The sequence below is a fragment of the Parasphingopyxis marina genome (assembly GCF_014237875.1).
GTDB lineage: Bacteria > Pseudomonadota > Alphaproteobacteria > Sphingomonadales > Sphingomonadaceae > Parasphingopyxis > Parasphingopyxis marina.
On record NZ_JACJVJ010000002.1, the window covers coordinates 676,975 to 692,919 of the forward strand.

The window sequence follows — 15,945 nt, forward strand, 5'->3', positions numbered from 1 at the left end:
CCGAGACATGGACGGAAACGATACGGACCTTTTCGGCAACGCCCCGCCCCAGGCCGATCTCTTCGCAAGCGAGGAGCGGCCCGGCTATGAATTTCGTGCCAATCCGGACAGGGTAAGACGTCGGCTCAATCGCTTTCTGGCGGAGGCCCGCGCGGCACGGGCAATGCCTTGGCCCGAACGCGAGGCGCGCACCATCGAAACCATCTTCCCGCAAATGGCAAACTGGCTGCCGGATGACGAAGCCGATCAACTCCGCTTCGAGTTCGCGCAGGAAATCGAGCGCCTGAAAAAGGCGGCATAACCCCTCCCGCATTCGCGGTCCTATTCGCCCCTGTCCTATTTGGAAAATCCGTGAAACACAGGAACGATGCGTTGCGGACGTGCGATTCCTGGGCAGGGAGAGGCGGATAACGGGATAGGAGAGCGGCGGGGGACAGCAGAGGGGGGATTACCCCCGACCTGTGTCAACCAGTGTCAACCGGGGCTTGGCGGGAAGGTGGGTGATTTCGAGGCCGCCCTTCGCTATCGCTCGGGAGTTTTTCGGGAGATTTTGCGCCCTGCCCCTCGCTGTCGCTCGGGAGATTTCGGGGAAAATGCGCCCAGCGCATTTTCTGTTTCGCGCGGCTCCCCTCCGCTTCGCTTCGGGAGCATCACAAAAAGGCGTTCCCCGAACGTCTTTTTATGATGCTGGTGGGCGCTGACAGGCTCGAACTGCCGACCCTCTCGGTGTAAACGAGATGCTCTACCAACTGAGCTAAGCGCCCGCACGGTTTCCGCTTTCGAAAACTGCGCTCCGCCCCTGCCAAAAGCGGCGGCCCAAAGCAAGATGTGGTTGCAGGCCGGGATGAAGGGGGAGGCCCGGGGCGGGATCAGCCCTCGCCATTTTCGCCGAGCGCGGCGAACCAGCGTTCCATCGCCTGGGTCGCCTCGTCGGACAGGTCGATGAAGACGCGGCGGCCGTCGCGCGGATCGGAATGGCGGACGAACAGGCCGCGTTCCGTCATCGTGCGGATCCAGCGCAGCGCGGTGGTCGGCGGCACGGCGGCGGCGATGCAGAGGCTGGAGACGGCGACCTGCCGCCCTTCCAGCCGCGCGGCCATCAGGTCGAGCAGCATGTCCCAGGCGGGATCGGCGAACAGGTCCTCGTCGAAAAAGCGGGCGCGCAGGCGGCGCATGCGGATCTTGGCGCGGATATGATCGGCGCCCAATGTGCGCGGGGCCGTGCGGAAGGCCGGGCGTGCCTCGGAGAGATGGCGGTCGCCGCGCGGGCCGTCGTCATGGGTCAGCTCTTCCAGCGCGCGGGCGATCCGGCCGACTTCCTCGCTCAGGCGCTGCAACCGGGTTTCGCCATGCTCGCTGCCGATATCGTGAAGCGCGAGCGACCGGCGGGACAGGGCTTCGCCAAGCGCGAGCGCGCAGTCCATCTCGTTGGGCGGGCAAAGGAGCGTCACATCGCCATGGCCGATCGCAGCGTCGACGATGTCGACAAGATCCATCGGAACCGAAACGACGCTGCGATACCGCCCGGCTTTCGCGCTTCGCGAAAGTTCGGCGACAAGCGCATCGAGGGCGGCACCGTGATCCTGGCCGATCTCGACCATGACGACGTCCAGCCCGATGGGACCGGAGAGCCGGTCCAGCGCCTCGCCGGGCGCCGTCGAGGTAACCACGCGCACCCGGGCAGCTTCGGCAACCAGCCGGCACCGGTTCTCGGCGGCGGCGCTGTCGCAGACGATCGCGACCGCGGACGCCGACGAGGCCTGGCCGATATCGGGTTCCCCATTCTCGTTATCGACCATGATGCCCGCCCCCCGTTCGATCTATGTTCACCTTATTCGCGCCGAAGCGGACCGAGAAGTGCGGACTTGATCCGATTTGGGCCAAACGAGGAAAGGACGAAACATTCGCCGGTTAGGGCAAATCGTTCCGTCTCCCTATCGGCGGCGATAATATTATGGGCCTTAGAGGGCGCCGATTATATCCGTTTCGGAGTCAAATCGGTTCAGTTGGCCGCGGCCATTGCCTGGGCAGGCATGCGCTCGTCGAGCACCCATTCGAGCGCGGCCCCGGCATGAAGACTGGTCGTGTCGTATATCGGCAGTACATTGCTGGTCGGATTGACGATCAAGGCCAGTTCCGCACAGCCCAGCACGACCGCTTCGTCGCCGGCTTTTTGCAGTTCGGCGATCACGGTCCGCATGGTCCGCTTGGATTCCACGCGCGCGTCGCCCTGGACCAGCTCGTCGAAAATGATGCGATCGATCTCGGCCATCCGCTCGGGGGCCGGCATGGAAAGCGTGACGCCCTGGCCCTGCAGCCGTTCGCGAAGAAAACCCTCGCGCATCGTGAAGCGCGTACCCAGCAACGCCGCGCGGCTTACACCGTCTGCCCTGATCGCCGCCACGGTCGCGTCAGCGACGTGGAGAACCGGCACAGACACCGCGCTGGCCACGTGATCGTACAATTTATGCATGGTGTTGGAGCACAGCATGATGCCTTCGGCTCCCGATCGTTCGAGCCGTTTCGCGGCATCGGCGAGATGGTCTCCCAGCCAGTCCCATTCACCCGCGACCAGCGCCTTTGCGATCGGATCGAAGTCCAGGCTCTCAAGAATAAGCGGTGCGTTGCTATGCCCTCCCAGCCGCCAGCGAACACCCCGGTTTATCTTCTCATAATAGATGGCGGTGGAGGCCCAACTCATGCCCCCGATCAGTCCCAGTTTTCTCATTGCGGCCCCTAAGTTTCAATTCGGCGTGAATGAGAACGATGCAAAAGGGTTCCGGTTTCGCCCTTCGGGACGAGTCGGTCTATTTGTCCGATAAGGGACGGAAAACGGCGCCGAACCGCCCCGGCGCAAATCCTAGTCGAGCGACTTCACGATATCCTCGCACATTTTTTTGGCGTCCGAGAGAAGCATCATCGTGTTGTCCATGTAGAAAACGTCGTTGTCGACGCCGGCATAGCCGACACCGCCCATCGAGCGCTTCACGAACAACACTGTCTTCGCGTTGGCAACGTCGAGGATCGGCATGCCGTAGATCGGGGAGGACTTGTCGGTCTTGGCCGCAGGGTTTGTCACGTCATTGGCGCCGATGACGAACGCGATGTCGGCCTGGCCGAATTCCGAGTTGATGTCCTCCAGCTCGAACACTTCGTCATAGGGCACGTTCGCTTCGGCCAGCAGGACGTTCATATGGCCGGGCATGCGGCCGGCGACCGGATGGATGGCGAACTTCACCTGGACGCCTTCTTCCTTCAGCATGTCGGCCATCTCGCGCAGCACATGCTGGGCTTGCGCGACGGCCATGCCGTAACCCGGCACGATGATGACCTTTTCGGCCTGTTTCATCAGGAAGGCCGCGTCTTCGGCGCTGCCGCGCTTCCAGGGCCGGTCGGTGGCCGCCGCCGCGGCATCGCCGCCGCTCGCGGCACCGAAGCCGCCAGCAATGACGCTGATGAAGCTGCGGTTCATCGCCCGGCACATGATGTAGCTGAGGATTGCGCCAGACGACCCGACCAACGCGCCAGTTATGATCATCGCGGTATTGCCAAGCGTGAAGCCCATCGCCGCCGCCGCCCATCCCGAATAGCTGTTGAGCATGGAGACGACGACCGGCATGTCCGCGCCGCCAATCGGAATAATCAGCAAAAAGCCGATCAGGAAGGCGAGACCGGTGACCGTCCAGAACAGCCAGGGCGTATCGACGCGCGGAGCGGGCACGAAATAGAAATAGGCGACAAGACCGACGATCGCGGCCAGCGTTCCCAGATTGATGACATGACGAGCCGGCAGCATGATCGGCGCGCCGGACATGTTGCCGTTCAATTTTAGGAAGGCGATGACCGAGCCGGAAAAGGTGATCGCGCCGATCGCCACGCCAAGGCCCATTTCGACCCGGCTGACCGGCAGAAGAATGCCCGCCGCATCGGTGATACCGAAGGCGCCCGGATTGAGATAGGCAGCCGCCGCGACCAGCACCGCCGCGAGACCGACAAGGCTGTGAAAGGCCGCAACGAGCTGTGGCATCGCGGTCATCGCGATGCGCCGGGCAGTGATGAAGCCGATGCCGCCGCCGATCGCGATCGCAGCCAATATCTCGACAAGGCTCGCGACCTCATGCGTGACCAACGTGGTGACGACGGCGATGAGCATACCGAGCATGCCGAAACGGTTGCCCGCCCTGCTCGATTCGGGACTCGAAAGCCCGCGCAGCGCGAGGATGAAGAGAACGCCCGAAGCGAGATATGCAAGCGCTACCCAGGCCGGGATAGGAGCGGCTTCATGCACTATTTGCGCTCCTTCTTCTTGTACATGGCGAGCATGCGTTCGGTGACCGCGAAGCCACCGAAGATATTCACCGAAGCCAGCGCGATGCCGACAAGGCCGAGCCATTTCGCCGCCTCGCCGCCCGCGGTGCTACCAGCGGCGGCCGCGATCAACGCGCCGACGATAATGACGGAGGAGATCGCGTTGGTGACGCTCATCAGCGGCGTGTGCAGCGCCGGCGTCACCGACCAGACGACATAATAGCCCACAAAGCAGGCCATCACGAAGATCGAGAGGATCGAGATGAAGTCCATGGCCTGCCCCCTAGCTCCCCTTGAGCCGCTCGTTGATGACCGCGCCGCCGCGGGTGAGCGTTACCCCTTGAACGATTTCGTCGTCTTCGGGCAGCACCGGCTTTTTTGTTTCCTCGTCCCAGAAGGCCGAGAGAAAGTTGTAGAGGTTGCGCGCATAGAGCGATGACGTATCGGCGGCGAGGCGGCCGGGGACGTTGCGATGGCCGACGATCTTGACGCCATGCTTGACGACGACTTCGCCCGGAGACGCGCCCTCGACATTGCCGCCCTGTTCGACGGCGAGGTCGACGATTACACTGCCGGGCTTCATCGTCGCGATCTGTGCGTCCGATATCAGCCGCGGCGCCGGCCGGCCGGGGATCAGCGCGGTGGTGATCACGATGTCCTGCTTGGCGATGTGCGCGGATACCAGCTCGGCCTGGGCCTTCTGATATTCTTCTGACATTTCCGTGGCGTAACCACCTGTGCCTTCGCCTTCGATACCCGCCACCTCTTCGACGAAGATCGGCTTCGCGCCGAGCGAGAGGATCTGTTCCTTGGTGGCAGCGCGGACATCGGTCGCCGAGACCTGGCCACCGAGCCGCCGCGCCGTCGCGATCGCCTGCAGGCCCGCAACGCCGACGCCCATCACGAACACCTTGGCCGCCGAAACAGTGCCGGCGGCGGTCATCATCATCGGGAAGGCGCGGCCATATTCCGATGCCGCATCGAGCACCGCCTTGTAGCCGGAAAGGTTCGATTGCGAGGAGAGGACGTCCATCGATTGCGCGCGGGTGATCCGCGGCATGAATTCCATCGCCAGCGCCTCGACCCCGGCCTTCGCGTAGGAATCAACGCGTTCGCGTTGCCCGAAGGGATCGAGCGTGCCGACCAGCCAGGCGCCCGCTTTCGCCCCGCCGAGCGAATCGGGGTCGGGCCCGCGCACGCAGAACACCGCATCGGCATCCGCGAGGACCTGTCCCCTTTCGCCAACTTTCGCGCCCGCTTCGGCAAATTCCGCGTCGGAAATGCCCGCCTGGGCCCCTGCCCCTGCCTCGACCGCCATGTCGGCGCCCAGGGCGATGAATTTCTTCGCCGTTTCCGGCGTTGCGGAGACCCGCGTTTCCTGCGGGTCGGTTTCCTTGAGGACCGCTATCTTCAAAGGAGGAGCGCCCGGCTCAAGTAATTGCCACGATCGCGATGATCGCAAGGATGATGGAGCCGGCGGTTCCCCATTTCAGCATGGTTAGAAAGCCGGAATAGGTATTCGTGTGCGCGGGATAATCCATGTCAGGATGCCGCTCGCCATTGGTTTCGACCATTATAAATCCCTGTCCCCGAAACTGGTTCGACACCGTGTCTAACCGTCGCTCCGCCCCTCCTCAAGCGGATTCGCGCGGAAAAACGGCGATCATGGTGATCGACCAGCTTTAAGGCCGCTTTTACTCCGCCGCGTCTATGGCACGAGGTTCAATCGAGGACGGGGAATTCGATGCCTGAAGAGCGGGCGCGCGCATTACTGCTGATCGACGACGAACCGGCCCAGGGAAGGCTGATCGCCGCCATCGCCGCGCGTGCGGGCTGGCGCAGCCTGCGCGCCGAAAGCGGCAGCGATGCGATGCTACTGCTCGGTTCGGAAGAAACCGATACCATCGATGCCGTCTTGCTCGATCTCTGGTCGCCGCGTTCGGATGGCGTCGAACTGATCGGCCTGCTCTCCGCCCAATATCCGACGCTCCCGATCCTCGTCATCACCGCGCAATCCAAGGTATCGATCGCGGTCGACGCAATGCGCGCGGGCGCCACCGATTTTCTCGCCAAGCCGATCGCGCCCGACCGGCTGATCCGGGCGCTCAACGCCGCCACCCATGCGCAGCAGCATCGCGGCGAGTTGCGCCCGCTCACCGAAAAGGTCGCCCAGACGCTGCCCTTCGACGAGATCGTCGGCTCCTCGCCCGAATTCCGCGCCGCGCTTGCGATCGCCGCCAAGGCCGCCCGCTCGCGCGTGCCCGTTTTGCTCGAAGGCGAACCCGGCGTCGGCAAGGAAGTGTTCGCCCGCGCCGTCCATGCGGCAAGCCCGCGCTCCAAACGGCCGCTCTTTTCCCTGCATTGCGGCGCGACCCCGCCGAACCTGATCGAATCGGAACTGTTCGGCCATGAGAAAGGCGCGTTCACCGGGGCCTTCGAACGGCATGTCGGCAAACTGGCCGAGGCCGAAGGCGCGACCCTGTTCATCGACGAGATCACGGCGATCCCGTTCGACGTGCAGGCAAAGCTCGCAAAAGCCCTGGAGACCGGCACGATCCGCGCGATCGGTGCCCGGCGGACGATCGATTTCGACGTCCGCCTGATCGCCGGCGCCAACAGCGACCTCCTCGAACAGGTGACCGCCGGAAATTTTCGTGAAGACCTCTACTATCGGCTCAATATCGTCGGCCTCACAATCCCGCCGCTGCGCAAGCGCGCCGGCGATATCCCGCCGCTCGCCCGCCACCTGCTGACGCGGATCGCTAGCCAGCCGGGCATGAAGGCGCTCGGCGTGACCGACGACGCGCTTTCGCTGCTGATGCGTTACGACTGGCCGGGCAATGTCCGCCAATTGCAGGACACGCTTTTCCGCGCGGCCATCGGCTGCGAAGGCGCGGCGCTGACCTCCGCCGACTTTCCGGAAATCGCCGATGCGATCCGCCTGATACAGGGGCGCCCCGGCGAAACATCGAACATGATCCATGCTTTTGCCGACGGGCCGGGCGTGGCCCTGTATGAAGCCGACGGCAATCTGAGGCCGCTCGCCGACATCGAGGCGGACGTGATCCGCCTCGCCATCGGCCATTATCGCGGCCGGATGACCGAGGTCGCCCGGCGGCTGGGGATCGGGCGTTCGACGCTTTACCGCAAGCTTGCGGAACTGGGCATCGACAGCGCGGCCTAGACCAGCGGCGCCAGCGCCGCGTCGCGAAGGCCGCGCCATATGCGCAAGGCCTGGATGCTTTCGAAGACATCGTGAACGCGGAGCAGCTGTACGCCCTGCGCCGCGCCCTGGGTTACCAGCGCCAGAGATCCGCCAAGGCGCTCGTCCGCCGATGCTTCGTTCGACAGCGCGCCAATCAGCCGCTTGCGGCTGGCGCCGAGCATGATCGGGCAGCCGATACCGTGGAACAGCGACAGGCCGTTGAGCACGGCAAGATTATGCTGGACCTTCTTGCCGAAGCCGATGCCCGGATCGACGACGATTTTTTCGCGCGCGATTCCGGCCTCGACCAGCGCATCGACGCGATCCTTCAGCCAGTCATACACCTCGACCAGCGGATCGGAATACTCCTCGTTCTTGTGAAGTTCGTCGCGCTTGCCCGGATGATGCATGACGATCACCGGGCAACCAGCCTTGGCGACGGCTTCCACCGCGCGGTCGTCAAAGCGGAGCCCGCTGACATCATTGACGATGGTCGCGCCCGCCGCCAGCGCCGCCTCCATCACGCTCGCCTTGCGCGTGTCGATAGAGACCGCGATGCCGGACGCCGCCAGCTTTTCGATCACCGGCACGACCCGTTCGATCTCGTCGCCCTCCCAGACGTCCGCCGATCCCGGCCGCGTCGATTCGCCGCCGACATCGATCAGCGCCGCGCCGTCGGACGCCATCGCGAAACCCGCATCGGCCGCGGCTTGCGGATCGCTGTCATGCTTGCCGCCGTCCGAAAAACTGTCGGGCGTGCAATTGAGGATGGCAGCAACAATCGGCTCGTCGAAACGCAAGGTCCGTTGGCCAAGGGTGAAAGGCGCACGCGGCGCTTCGATCCGGGTGATGGTTTGCGCGGCGGCCTGGGCCTGGCCTTCGCCGAGCCCTGCGAGAAAACCCTCCAGTTCGGTTATCGGCACCAGTGGCGCGGAAACCCGTTTCCCGCCATCGACCACAATCACTTCGAAGGCGCTGAACCAGAGCAGCCCGCCCGCCAGCCGCTTCACCTGGTCGTCCAGGCCAAAGGGCGCATCGACGAAAGCGGTGGGCCGGAAATAGAGTTCGGCGCTTGGGGGAATGTCGGTCATGGCGTGGGCTTAGCCGTTCTTACGGGAAATGCGCCAGCCGGTATTGTTCGCGCAGCGTGTCGATCGGCTGGAGGCCGTCACCGCTTTCGAAATGCCAGAAGGTCCAGCCGTTGCACGAGGGCGCGTCCTGCAGCAGCGCGCCGAGCTTGTGGATCGAGCCTTCCTTGTCCCCGCAAACGAGCGTGCCGTCGATCCGCACTTCGGCCTTCCAGCGGCGTTTCGTGTCCATCAGGAACGCGCCGGGTTTCAGCATCTCGGTTTCGATCAGCGCGCCGAAGGGCACCTTGGGTTGGGCTTCGTTGGCGCGCATCGTCTGGAGCGCGGATTCGTCGAGCGGCAACGCTTCCGCGATCCGCTTGCGGGCAACATCGCAATAACGCGGCTCGCGCTCCACGCCGATCCATTTGCGGCCCAGGCGGCGGGCAACCGCGCCGGTCGTGCCGGTGCCGAAAAAGGGATCGAGCACGACGTCGCCGGGTTTCGTCGAGGCCAGCATCACGCGATACAGCAGCGCTTCGGGCTTTTGCGTCGGATGGGCTTTCTTGCCGCCATCCTTGATCCGTTCCTGCCCTGCGCAGATCGGGATCAGCCAGTCGGAGCGCATCTGCAACTCGTCATTGAGCGATTTCATCGTCTTGTAGTTAAACGTGTATTTCGCCTTTTCGGATTTCGAGGCCCAGATCATCGTCTCGTGCGCGTTGGTGAAGCGCGTGCCGCGGAAATTGGGCATCGGGTTCGCCTTGCGCCAGACGATGTCGTTGAGGATCCAATAGCCTTCATCCTGCAAGGCGGCCCCGACCCGGAAGATGTTGTGATAGCTGCCGATAACCCAGAGCGTGCCATTGGGCTTGAGGATGCGGCGCGCCTCCTTTAGCCAGGCGCGGGTGAACTTGTCGTAGATCGCGAACGTATCGAACTTGTCCCAATCATCGTCGACCGCATCGACCATGCTGCCTTCGGGCCGGAACAGGTCCCCGCCGAGCTGGAGATTATAGGGCGGATCGGCGAAGACCATGTCGATACAGGCATCGGGCAGCGAGGCCATCGCGGCGACGCAATCCTGTTCGATGATGCGGTCGGCCTCGACCTCGGCGATCGCGGGTTTACGCGCGCGCGTCTTCGCCGTCTTCGTCCGTTCCAGATTCTCTACAGTCGCCATTCGCTAGCCCCCTTGCGAAAAGAGGTGGGAGCCTGAGTCAGCCGGACTCCCGGGTCAAGGCAAAGATAGTTAACGAACAAGGTGACGAAATCGTTAACGCGGGGAGAACGAAAAGAGTCCCCCACCAGATATGGCCCCCGTCAAATCGCGCGGACTCCAGATGCTGGGGTGTGGCGGGAAAGACTCAAATATCGAGCAATGTCTGCGCGACCGGCGCGAAGCTGCGCCGATGGAGCGGGCATGGGCCGTGGCGGCGGAGCGCTTCGATATGGGCCGCCGTCGGATAGCCCTTGTTGCTTTCCCAGCCATAATGCGGGTGCTTTTGCGCCGCCTCGCGCATCATCCGGTCCCGCACTTCCTTGGCGATGATCGAGGCCGCCGAGATGCAGGGATGGATCGCATCGCCCCCGATCACCGCTTCCGCGCCGTAACGCCAGTCGGGCAGCCTGTTGCCGTCGACCAGGATATGGCCGGGCTCGGTTTCGAGCGCTTCGACCGCGCGGCGCATCGCGACCAGGGTCGCCTGCAGGATATTGATCCGGTCGATTTCTTCCGGCTCGGCGATGCCGACACCGACGACGCAGCTTTGCCGGATCAGGATTTCGAGTTGGCCCCGCCTCTTGGCCGAAAGCTTTTTCGAATCGTCGAGCCCGTCGATTCCCTCAGCGCACAGGATCACCGCCGCCGCGACGACCGGCCCGGCGAGTGGCCCCCGCCCCGCTTCGTCGACACCGGCGACAATCACGGCCAGAACTCGGTCATGTCGGCAAAGCCGAGTGGGCCGTTGCCTTCGCCGAGCCCCGGCGCCGCTTTCAGCGCGGCGCGCACGAAGCTGCGCGCGCGCCCAGCAGCCTCGACCGCGCTCATCCCCTGCCCCAGCCCCGTCGCCAGCGCCGCGGAAAGCGTGCAGCCCGTGCCATGGCTGTGCGCCGTGTGGATGCGGCTGCCCTTCCAGCGATCGACCTTGCCATTGGGCTGGACGAGGATATCGGTGACGAGATCGTCCTCCAGATGCCCGCCCTTGGCGAGCACCGTGCAATCGAGATCGCGCGCCAGCCGCCGTGCCTCGCGCTCCATCTCATAAGCCGAGGCGAGCCGCGACCAGGTGAGTTTCGAGAGTTCGGGCAGGTTGGGCGTCACGACGTCCGATATCCGAATGAGGTCGTGAAAACCGGCGATCGTATCCTCGTCGGCCAGCACCGAACCGCTGGTCGCGACCATCACCGGATCGAAGACGATCGGCGCGCCGATTTCCGGCAACCGCCTGACCAGCGCGCGGACCAGCGCCGCCGATCCCAGCATGCCGATCTTGATCGCGTCGATGCCGATATCCGAAGCCACCGAATCGATCTGCGCGAGCACCATCTCCACCGGCACCGGCTCCACCGCCTGCACGCCGAGCGTATTCTGCGCGGTGATCGCGGTGATCGCCGTCATCCCGTGCGCGTGCAGCAGGGTGATCGTCTTGATATCGGCCTGGATCCCGGCGCCGCCGCCGCTGTCCGATCCCGCGATTGCGAGGATCCGTGCAGGCATGCTCATGCGTTGGCCTTGTATTTCCGTTCCGTGGACGCCGGCGCGCGGGCGAGCAAGGCCGTCGCGCGAATCGGGCGCGGGCGCAGCTCGCCGCTGCAATTGGGGCAGCTCCCGGCAAGCGGGCCCTTCGCGCAATCGAGGCAGAAGGTGCATTCGAACGAGCAGATATGCGCGCCCGGCCGATCGGCCGGCAAGTCCGTGCCGCAATGTTCGCAATCGGGCCGCATCTCGAGCATCAGGCCGCCGCCTCCACCGCCGCGCAGATATCCGCGACGACGGTTCCAACCAGCCCCTTGTCTTCGCCTTCGGCCATCACCCGGATCAGCGGTTCGGTGCCCGATTTGCGGATCAGCACCCGCCCCGCCTCGCCGAGCTTCGCCTCGGCCTCGGCGATCACCTGCTTGACCGTTTCATGGCTCAGCGGATCGCCGCCCTCGAAGCGCACATTTTGGAGGAGCTGCGGATAGGGATCGAACAGGTGCAGCACCTCGCTCGCCGGCCGCTCGCTTTCGATCAGCGCGGCGAGGATCTGCAGCCCCGCGATCAGCCCGTCGCCGGTCGTCGCATAATCGGTGAGGATGAGATGGCCCGACTGTTCGCCGCCGATATTGAAATCCCGGGCACGCATCCTTTCCAGCACGTTGCGATCGCCGACGCTCGAGCGTTCCAACGTCAACCCCTCGCCTTCGAGGAATTTTTCGAGCCCCAGATTGGACATCACGGTCGCGACAATGCCGCCGCCTTTCAGCTTGCCGCGCCGCTGCCATTCGGTACCGATCAGCGCCATCAGCTGGTCGCCATCGACGACCCGCCCCTTTTCGTCCGCCACGATCAGCCGGTCGGCATCGCCATCGAGCGCGAGGCCGATATGCGCGCCTTCCGCGACCACGCGCTCGCACAGCGCATCGGTATAGGTCGATCCGCATTGATCGTTGATGTTGAGGCCATTGGGCTCGACGCCCAGGGTGATCACATCGGCGCCCAGCTCCCACAACACCGAGGGCGCGACCTGATAGGCCGCGCCATTGGCGCAATCGATCACGATCTTGAGTCCGTCGAGCCGCAGGTCGGAGGGGAAGGTCATCTTGGCCGCATGGATATAGCGGCCCCGCGCATCCTCGACGCGGCGGGCGCGGCCGATATTCTCCGACACGGCCAGTCGAGGCGGTTCCTGCAACAGCGCCTCGATCGCCGCCTCGTCGTCGTCCGAAAGCTTGAAGCCATCGGGCCCGAACAGCTTGATGCCATTGTCGTAAAAGGGATTGTGGCTGGCCGATATCATCACGCCGAGATCGGCGCGCATCGAATGAGTGAGCATCGCGATGCCCGGCGTCGGCATCGGGCCGACCATGATCACGTCCATGCCGACGCTCGTGAAACCGGCGACCAGCGCCGATTCCATCATATAACCGGAAAGCCGCGTATCCTTGCCGATCACCACGCGATGCTTGTGATCGCCGCGCAGGAAATGCGCGCCCGCTGCTTGACCGACCTTCATCGCGACCGCCGCCGTCATCGGCGGCTGGTTGGTGCGGCCCCTGATACCGTCGGTTCCGAAATAGCTACGCGTCACTTTGGCTTCGTCCCGCTATCCAAGATGTGCCTTTAAGGCTTGCAAGGCTCTCTAGCCCGCGCCCATGATGCTGTGAAGCACAGACAGGGAGCCGCGCTTGCATCGTTACCCGAAAATCGAACGGACCGGCGCGTCGGGGCTCGCCGAATGAGCCGCCCCGTCTGGATACTCATCGCGCTGGCGCTTGGCCTGACCCTGGGCATCGCAGCGTCCGGATATGCGTCGCAGCGCATCGCCGGCATCCTCGATTTCGCCGACGCGATCGGCACCTTGTGGCTCAACGGCCTGCGCATGACGATCATGCCGCTGATCGTCGCGCTGCTTGTCACCGGCATCGTCACGGCGGCCCGCGCCGCACGCGCGGGCCGGCTGACGGCACGGGCGCTTGTCTGGTTTATCGTACTGCTCTGGGCATCGTCCGCCGCAGCGGCGTTGATCACGCCCGCGCTGCTCGCGATTTTCCCGCTGCCGCAAGACATGGGCCAGTCGCTCGCCGCCGCGCTCTCGGGTACCGAGCCGCCCGGCGCCGCGGCCAGTATCGGCGATTTCCTGCGCGGTATCGTTCCGTCCAATCCGTTTGCCGCAGCCGCCGAGGATTCGGTGCTGCCGCTGATCGTCTTCACGCTGATCTTCGCCTTCGCGATCACCCGCCTGCCGCCGGAACCGCAGGAGAAACTCGCCGGATTCTTCGAAGCGGTCGGCGATGCGATGATCATCGTCATCGGCTGGGTGCTGAAGCTTGCCGTGGTCGGCGTATTCGCACTCGCCTTCGTCGTCGGCGCACAGGCCGGGGCATCGGCCTTCGGCGCGCTGGCCCATTATGTGCTGATCGTATCGGCGGTCGGTATCATCATTTGGCTGGCGGCCTATCCCGTGGCGATACTCGGCGGCAGGATCGGCCTTGCCCGGTTCCTCGCCGCGTCGGCGCCGGCGCAGGCCGTGGCCGTCAGCACGCGATCTTCGCTCGCCTCGCTCCCGGCCATGCTGCGCGGCGCGGAGGATCTCGGCATTCCCGATACCCGCTCCGGCGTCGTCCTGCCGCTCGCCGTCGCGCTGTTTCGCGTCACCGGCCCGGCGATGAACCTCGCCGTCGTCATCTATGTCGCGCATTGGTACGGCGTCGAGCTGGGGCCGCTGGCGCTTGCTGCCGGAGTTGCGACGGCGGCCATCACGACGATGGGCGCGGCGGGCGTGCCGGGCGAAGCGAGTTTCCTGACCTCGATCGTGCCGATCGGCCTCGTCATGGGGGTGCCGGTCGAGCCGCTGGCTCTGCTCATCGCGGTCGAGGCCGTGCCCGATATCATCCGCACCCTCGGCAATGTTACGATGGACGTCGCGGTGACCGCAGCGGTCACGCGCCCCGAAGATTCGCCCGAAACGGAAGCCGCGCCATGAAACACCGCATTCTCGGAAAAGGCCTCGAAGTTTCGGCGCTCGGAATCGGCTGCATGCCGATGGCCGGTGTCGGCAAGGATATGTATGGAGAAACCGACGACAGGGAATCGATCGCCACCATCCACCGCGCGATCGAACTCGGCGTCACTTTTTTCGATACCGCCGAAGTCTATGGCCCGCATCGCAACGAGGAACTGCTCGGCGAAGCGATCAAGGGCAGGCCCGACGGGCTCGTCATCGCGACCAAGTTCGGCTTCAAATTCGACGAAAGCGGCTTTCGCGGCACCGATTCCTCGCCCGAAAATGTCCGCCGGGCCTGCGAGGGCTGCCTGACGCGGCTCGGCATCGACACGATCGACCTGTTCTACCAGCACCGCGTCGATCCCGACGTGCCGATCGAGGAAACCGTCGGCGCGGTCGCGCAGCTGATCCAGGAGGGCAAGGTCCGGCATATCGGGCTTTCCGAGGCCGGGCCGGAAACGATCCGCAAGGCCGCCGCCGTCCATCCGATCACCGCTCTGCAATCCGAATATTCGCTGTGGGAGCGCGAGATAGAGGAAGAGATATTACCGCTCTGCCGTGAGCTCGCCATCGGCTTCGTGCCTTATTCGCCGCTCGGCCGCGGCTTCCTGACCGGCCAGATCGCAAGCCGCGAGGACCTTCCCGAAGGCGATTACCGGCTCGGCGATCCGCGCTATTCGGAAGAGAATTTCGCGAAGAATATGGAGATGGTTGAGGTCGTCAAAACCATCGCCGAAGCCCATGGCGTATCGCCGGCCCAGATCGCGCTCGCATGGCTGCTGGCGCAGGGCGAGGATATCGTGCCGATCCCCGGAACCAAACGCCGGGCAACGATGGAAGATTCAATGGCAGCGGCCAATATTGCGCTCGGCGCCGACGATCTCGCCAAACTTGATGCGGCGGCGGCGATGGGATCGACCGCCGGGACGCGCTATCGCGAGCCGATGATGAAAATGGTGCGGCTCTAGCCGAACCAGAACCACGGCCCGACGGCCATCGGGTGGAGCCAGCTCGCGCCCGCCCACAGGGCAAGCCCGCCGAGAACCGGAATCGCGCCCGGCCATGCCGCGCGCCACGGTATCTTGCCGTTCACGATCGCGCCGAAGGGCATGAAGGAGGTGCGGGTTTCCCAGCCGCGCCAGGCATCGCCGAGCAACGCCTGCTTTTTCCGGTCCTGCAGGATCGAGCCGAAAAAGGTGAGGATCAGGATGCCGGTGGCGATCACCAGATTGCGCGGCGATCCGGTGAGCGCGATATGGGTGAGCGCCCAGAGGATGAAGGCCCAGTTCATCGGATGACGGGTGATCGCGAAGACGCCGGTGGCCGGGCGCACGGTGAAGGCGCCCTTGGGGTTGGGCGATGCCGGGTTGCCGATATTGGCGCCAATCAGCAGGACGCTCGCGAGCAGCATCAGGATCGGCGCGACCCATTGGAAGAACCAGAGCGGCGCAACCCAATAGGGCGCGAGCGGCGGCATCGTCCAGGCGACCCAGATCATCCAGCCCAGCGTGATCGCGGCGATCAGCGAATAAAGGCCGAGAAAGCCCGCCTCCCCGGTCCGCGCCACGATCGGCGCACGCAGCGGATGCGATAACAGGAAATGCGTGCCGACGAAGCTGGCGGTGGCGATCGCGAGGTGGACGACCGGGCTCATCCT

The 15,945-nt window shown here is 64.6% G+C and carries 17 protein-coding genes and 1 tRNA gene; 4 read left to right on the plus strand and 14 right to left on the minus strand.

Translation table 11 applies throughout. The features are described 5' to 3' along the window. Positions 1-7 precede the first annotated feature (7 nt). A complete protein-coding gene (locus H6P80_RS12055) occupies positions 8-301 on the plus strand; it encodes a hypothetical protein (RefSeq protein WP_185801612.1) in 294 nt (97 codons plus the stop codon). Between the two features lie 387 nt (positions 302-688). Here H6P80_RS12055 and H6P80_RS12060 read toward each other — a convergent pair. The 7 genes from H6P80_RS12060 to H6P80_RS12090 all read right to left on the minus strand — a co-directional run bounded on the left by H6P80_RS12060 (position 689) and on the right by H6P80_RS12090 (position 5,882). Beyond that, positions 689-764 (minus strand) — tRNA-Val (locus H6P80_RS12060). 105 nt (positions 765-869) lie between these two features. Further along, a complete protein-coding gene (locus tag H6P80_RS12065; protein WP_185801613.1) occupies positions 870-1,799 on the minus strand; it encodes a winged helix DNA-binding protein in 930 nt (309 codons plus the stop codon). A 203-nt stretch (positions 1,800-2,002) separates the two neighbouring features. Beyond that, positions 2,003-2,728, minus strand: a complete 726-nt coding sequence (locus H6P80_RS12070; RefSeq protein ID WP_185801614.1) for an aspartate/glutamate racemase family protein — start codon at positions 2,726-2,728, stop codon at positions 2,003-2,005. Positions 2,729-2,860: 132 nt separating this feature from the next. Next, positions 2,861-4,288: an NAD(P)(+) transhydrogenase (Re/Si-specific) subunit beta gene (locus tag H6P80_RS12075; protein ID WP_185801615.1), complete on the minus strand. Its 1,428-nt coding sequence runs from the start codon at positions 4,286-4,288 to the stop codon at positions 2,861-2,863. After that, complete coding sequence (locus H6P80_RS12080; protein ID WP_185801616.1) at positions 4,288-4,581, minus strand: proton-translocating transhydrogenase family protein; 294 nt, start codon at positions 4,579-4,581, stop codon at positions 4,288-4,290. Before H6P80_RS12080 ends, H6P80_RS12075 begins: the two co-directional genes overlap by 1 nt. A gap of 10 nt (positions 4,582-4,591) precedes the next feature. After that, positions 4,592-5,722, minus strand: coding sequence for a Re/Si-specific NAD(P)(+) transhydrogenase subunit alpha (locus tag H6P80_RS12085; protein ID WP_185801617.1), 1,131 nt, complete (start codon positions 5,720-5,722; stop codon positions 4,592-4,594). Between the two features lie 16 nt (positions 5,723-5,738). Beyond that, positions 5,739-5,882, minus strand: coding sequence for an aa3-type cytochrome c oxidase subunit IV (locus tag H6P80_RS12090; protein ID WP_185801618.1), 144 nt, complete (start codon positions 5,880-5,882; stop codon positions 5,739-5,741). A gap of 170 nt (positions 5,883-6,052) precedes the next feature. Between H6P80_RS12090 and H6P80_RS12095 the strand changes: the two genes are divergently transcribed. Continuing rightward, positions 6,053-7,492, plus strand: coding sequence for a sigma-54-dependent transcriptional regulator (locus H6P80_RS12095; RefSeq protein ID WP_185801619.1), 1,440 nt, complete (start codon positions 6,053-6,055; stop codon positions 7,490-7,492). On the opposite strand, the gene folP is transcribed toward H6P80_RS12095, so the two are convergent. From folP to glmM, 6 genes are all read right to left on the minus strand, one after another. Continuing rightward, positions 7,489-8,604, minus strand: a complete 1,116-nt coding sequence (gene folP, locus H6P80_RS12100; protein ID WP_185801620.1) for a dihydropteroate synthase — start codon at positions 8,602-8,604, stop codon at positions 7,489-7,491. The genes H6P80_RS12095 and folP overlap by 4 nt on opposite strands. 19 nt (positions 8,605-8,623) lie before the next feature. Continuing rightward, complete coding sequence (locus tag H6P80_RS12105) at positions 8,624-9,763, minus strand: site-specific DNA-methyltransferase (RefSeq protein ID WP_185801621.1); 1,140 nt, start codon at positions 9,761-9,763, stop codon at positions 8,624-8,626. A gap of 184 nt (positions 9,764-9,947) precedes the next feature. Beyond that, positions 9,948-10,508 carry a ribonuclease HII gene (locus H6P80_RS12110; protein ID WP_185801622.1) on the minus strand — a complete coding sequence of 187 codons (561 nt, stop codon included), beginning with the start codon at positions 10,506-10,508 and terminating at the stop codon, positions 9,948-9,950. Further along, on the minus strand, positions 10,505-11,305 hold the full coding sequence (gene thiD, locus H6P80_RS12115) for a bifunctional hydroxymethylpyrimidine kinase/phosphomethylpyrimidine kinase (protein ID WP_185801623.1): 801 nt from the start codon (positions 11,303-11,305) through the stop codon (positions 10,505-10,507). The genes H6P80_RS12110 and thiD overlap by 4 nt, the downstream gene beginning before the upstream one ends. Next, entirely contained in the window at positions 11,302-11,535 is a 234-nt protein-coding gene (locus tag H6P80_RS12120; protein ID WP_185801624.1) for a DUF1272 domain-containing protein, read from the minus strand. The genes thiD and H6P80_RS12120 overlap by 4 nt, the downstream gene beginning before the upstream one ends. Further along, the gene (gene glmM, locus H6P80_RS12125; protein ID WP_185801625.1) at positions 11,535-12,872 is read right to left on the minus strand and encodes a phosphoglucosamine mutase; all 1,338 of its coding nucleotides are present in this window, start codon (positions 12,870-12,872) and stop codon (positions 11,535-11,537) included. The genes H6P80_RS12120 and glmM overlap by 1 nt, the downstream gene beginning before the upstream one ends. Before the next feature lie 147 nt (positions 12,873-13,019). Between glmM and H6P80_RS12130 the strand changes: the two genes are divergently transcribed. After that, positions 13,020-14,267, plus strand: a complete 1,248-nt coding sequence (locus H6P80_RS12130; RefSeq protein ID WP_185801626.1) for a dicarboxylate/amino acid:cation symporter — start codon at positions 13,020-13,022, stop codon at positions 14,265-14,267. Further along, the gene (locus tag H6P80_RS12135; RefSeq protein WP_185801627.1) at positions 14,264-15,256 is read left to right on the plus strand and encodes an aldo/keto reductase; all 993 of its coding nucleotides are present in this window, start codon (positions 14,264-14,266) and stop codon (positions 15,254-15,256) included. Before H6P80_RS12130 ends, H6P80_RS12135 begins: the two co-directional genes overlap by 4 nt. Here H6P80_RS12135 and H6P80_RS12140 read toward each other — a convergent pair. Next, entirely contained in the window at positions 15,253-15,942 is a 690-nt protein-coding gene (locus tag H6P80_RS12140) for an NnrU family protein (protein ID WP_185801628.1), read from the minus strand. The two genes, H6P80_RS12135 and H6P80_RS12140, sit on opposite strands and share 4 nt — an antisense overlap. Between the last annotated feature and the right edge of the window lie 3 nt (positions 15,943-15,945).

Bases quoted from the DNA above. Each gene is read 5' to 3' on its own strand.
- H6P80_RS12140 (WP_185801628.1), bottom strand. From the start codon at position 15,942: ATGAGCCCGGTCGTCCACCTCGCGATCGCCACCGCCAGCTTCGTCGGC.
- H6P80_RS12130 (WP_185801626.1), top strand. From the start codon at position 13,020: ATGAGCCGCCCCGTCTGGATACTCATCGCGCTGGCGCTTGGCCTGACC.
- H6P80_RS12120 (WP_185801624.1), bottom strand. From the start codon at position 11,535: ATGCTCGAGATGCGGCCCGATTGCGAACATTGCGGCACGGACTTGCCG.
- H6P80_RS12070 (WP_185801614.1), bottom strand. From the start codon at position 2,728: ATGAGAAAACTGGGACTGATCGGGGGCATGAGTTGGGCCTCCACCGCC.
- H6P80_RS12090 (WP_185801618.1), bottom strand. From the start codon at position 5,882: ATGGTCGAAACCAATGGCGAGCGGCATCCTGACATGGATTATCCCGCG.
- H6P80_RS12105 (WP_185801621.1), bottom strand. From the start codon at position 9,763: ATGGCGACTGTAGAGAATCTGGAACGGACGAAGACGGCGAAGACGCGC.
- H6P80_RS12080 (WP_185801616.1), bottom strand. From the start codon at position 4,581: ATGGACTTCATCTCGATCCTCTCGATCTTCGTGATGGCCTGCTTTGTG.
- H6P80_RS12135 (WP_185801627.1), top strand. From the start codon at position 14,264: ATGAAACACCGCATTCTCGGAAAAGGCCTCGAAGTTTCGGCGCTCGGA.
- H6P80_RS12055 (WP_185801612.1), top strand. From the start codon at position 8: ATGGACGGAAACGATACGGACCTTTTCGGCAACGCCCCGCCCCAGGCC.
- H6P80_RS12065 (WP_185801613.1), bottom strand. From the start codon at position 1,799: ATGGTCGATAACGAGAATGGGGAACCCGATATCGGCCAGGCCTCGTCG.
- thiD (WP_185801623.1), bottom strand. From the start codon at position 11,305: ATGAGCATGCCTGCACGGATCCTCGCAATCGCGGGATCGGACAGCGGC.
- H6P80_RS12095 (WP_185801619.1), top strand. From the start codon at position 6,053: ATGCCTGAAGAGCGGGCGCGCGCATTACTGCTGATCGACGACGAACCG.
- folP (WP_185801620.1), bottom strand. From the start codon at position 8,604: ATGACCGACATTCCCCCAAGCGCCGAACTCTATTTCCGGCCCACCGCT.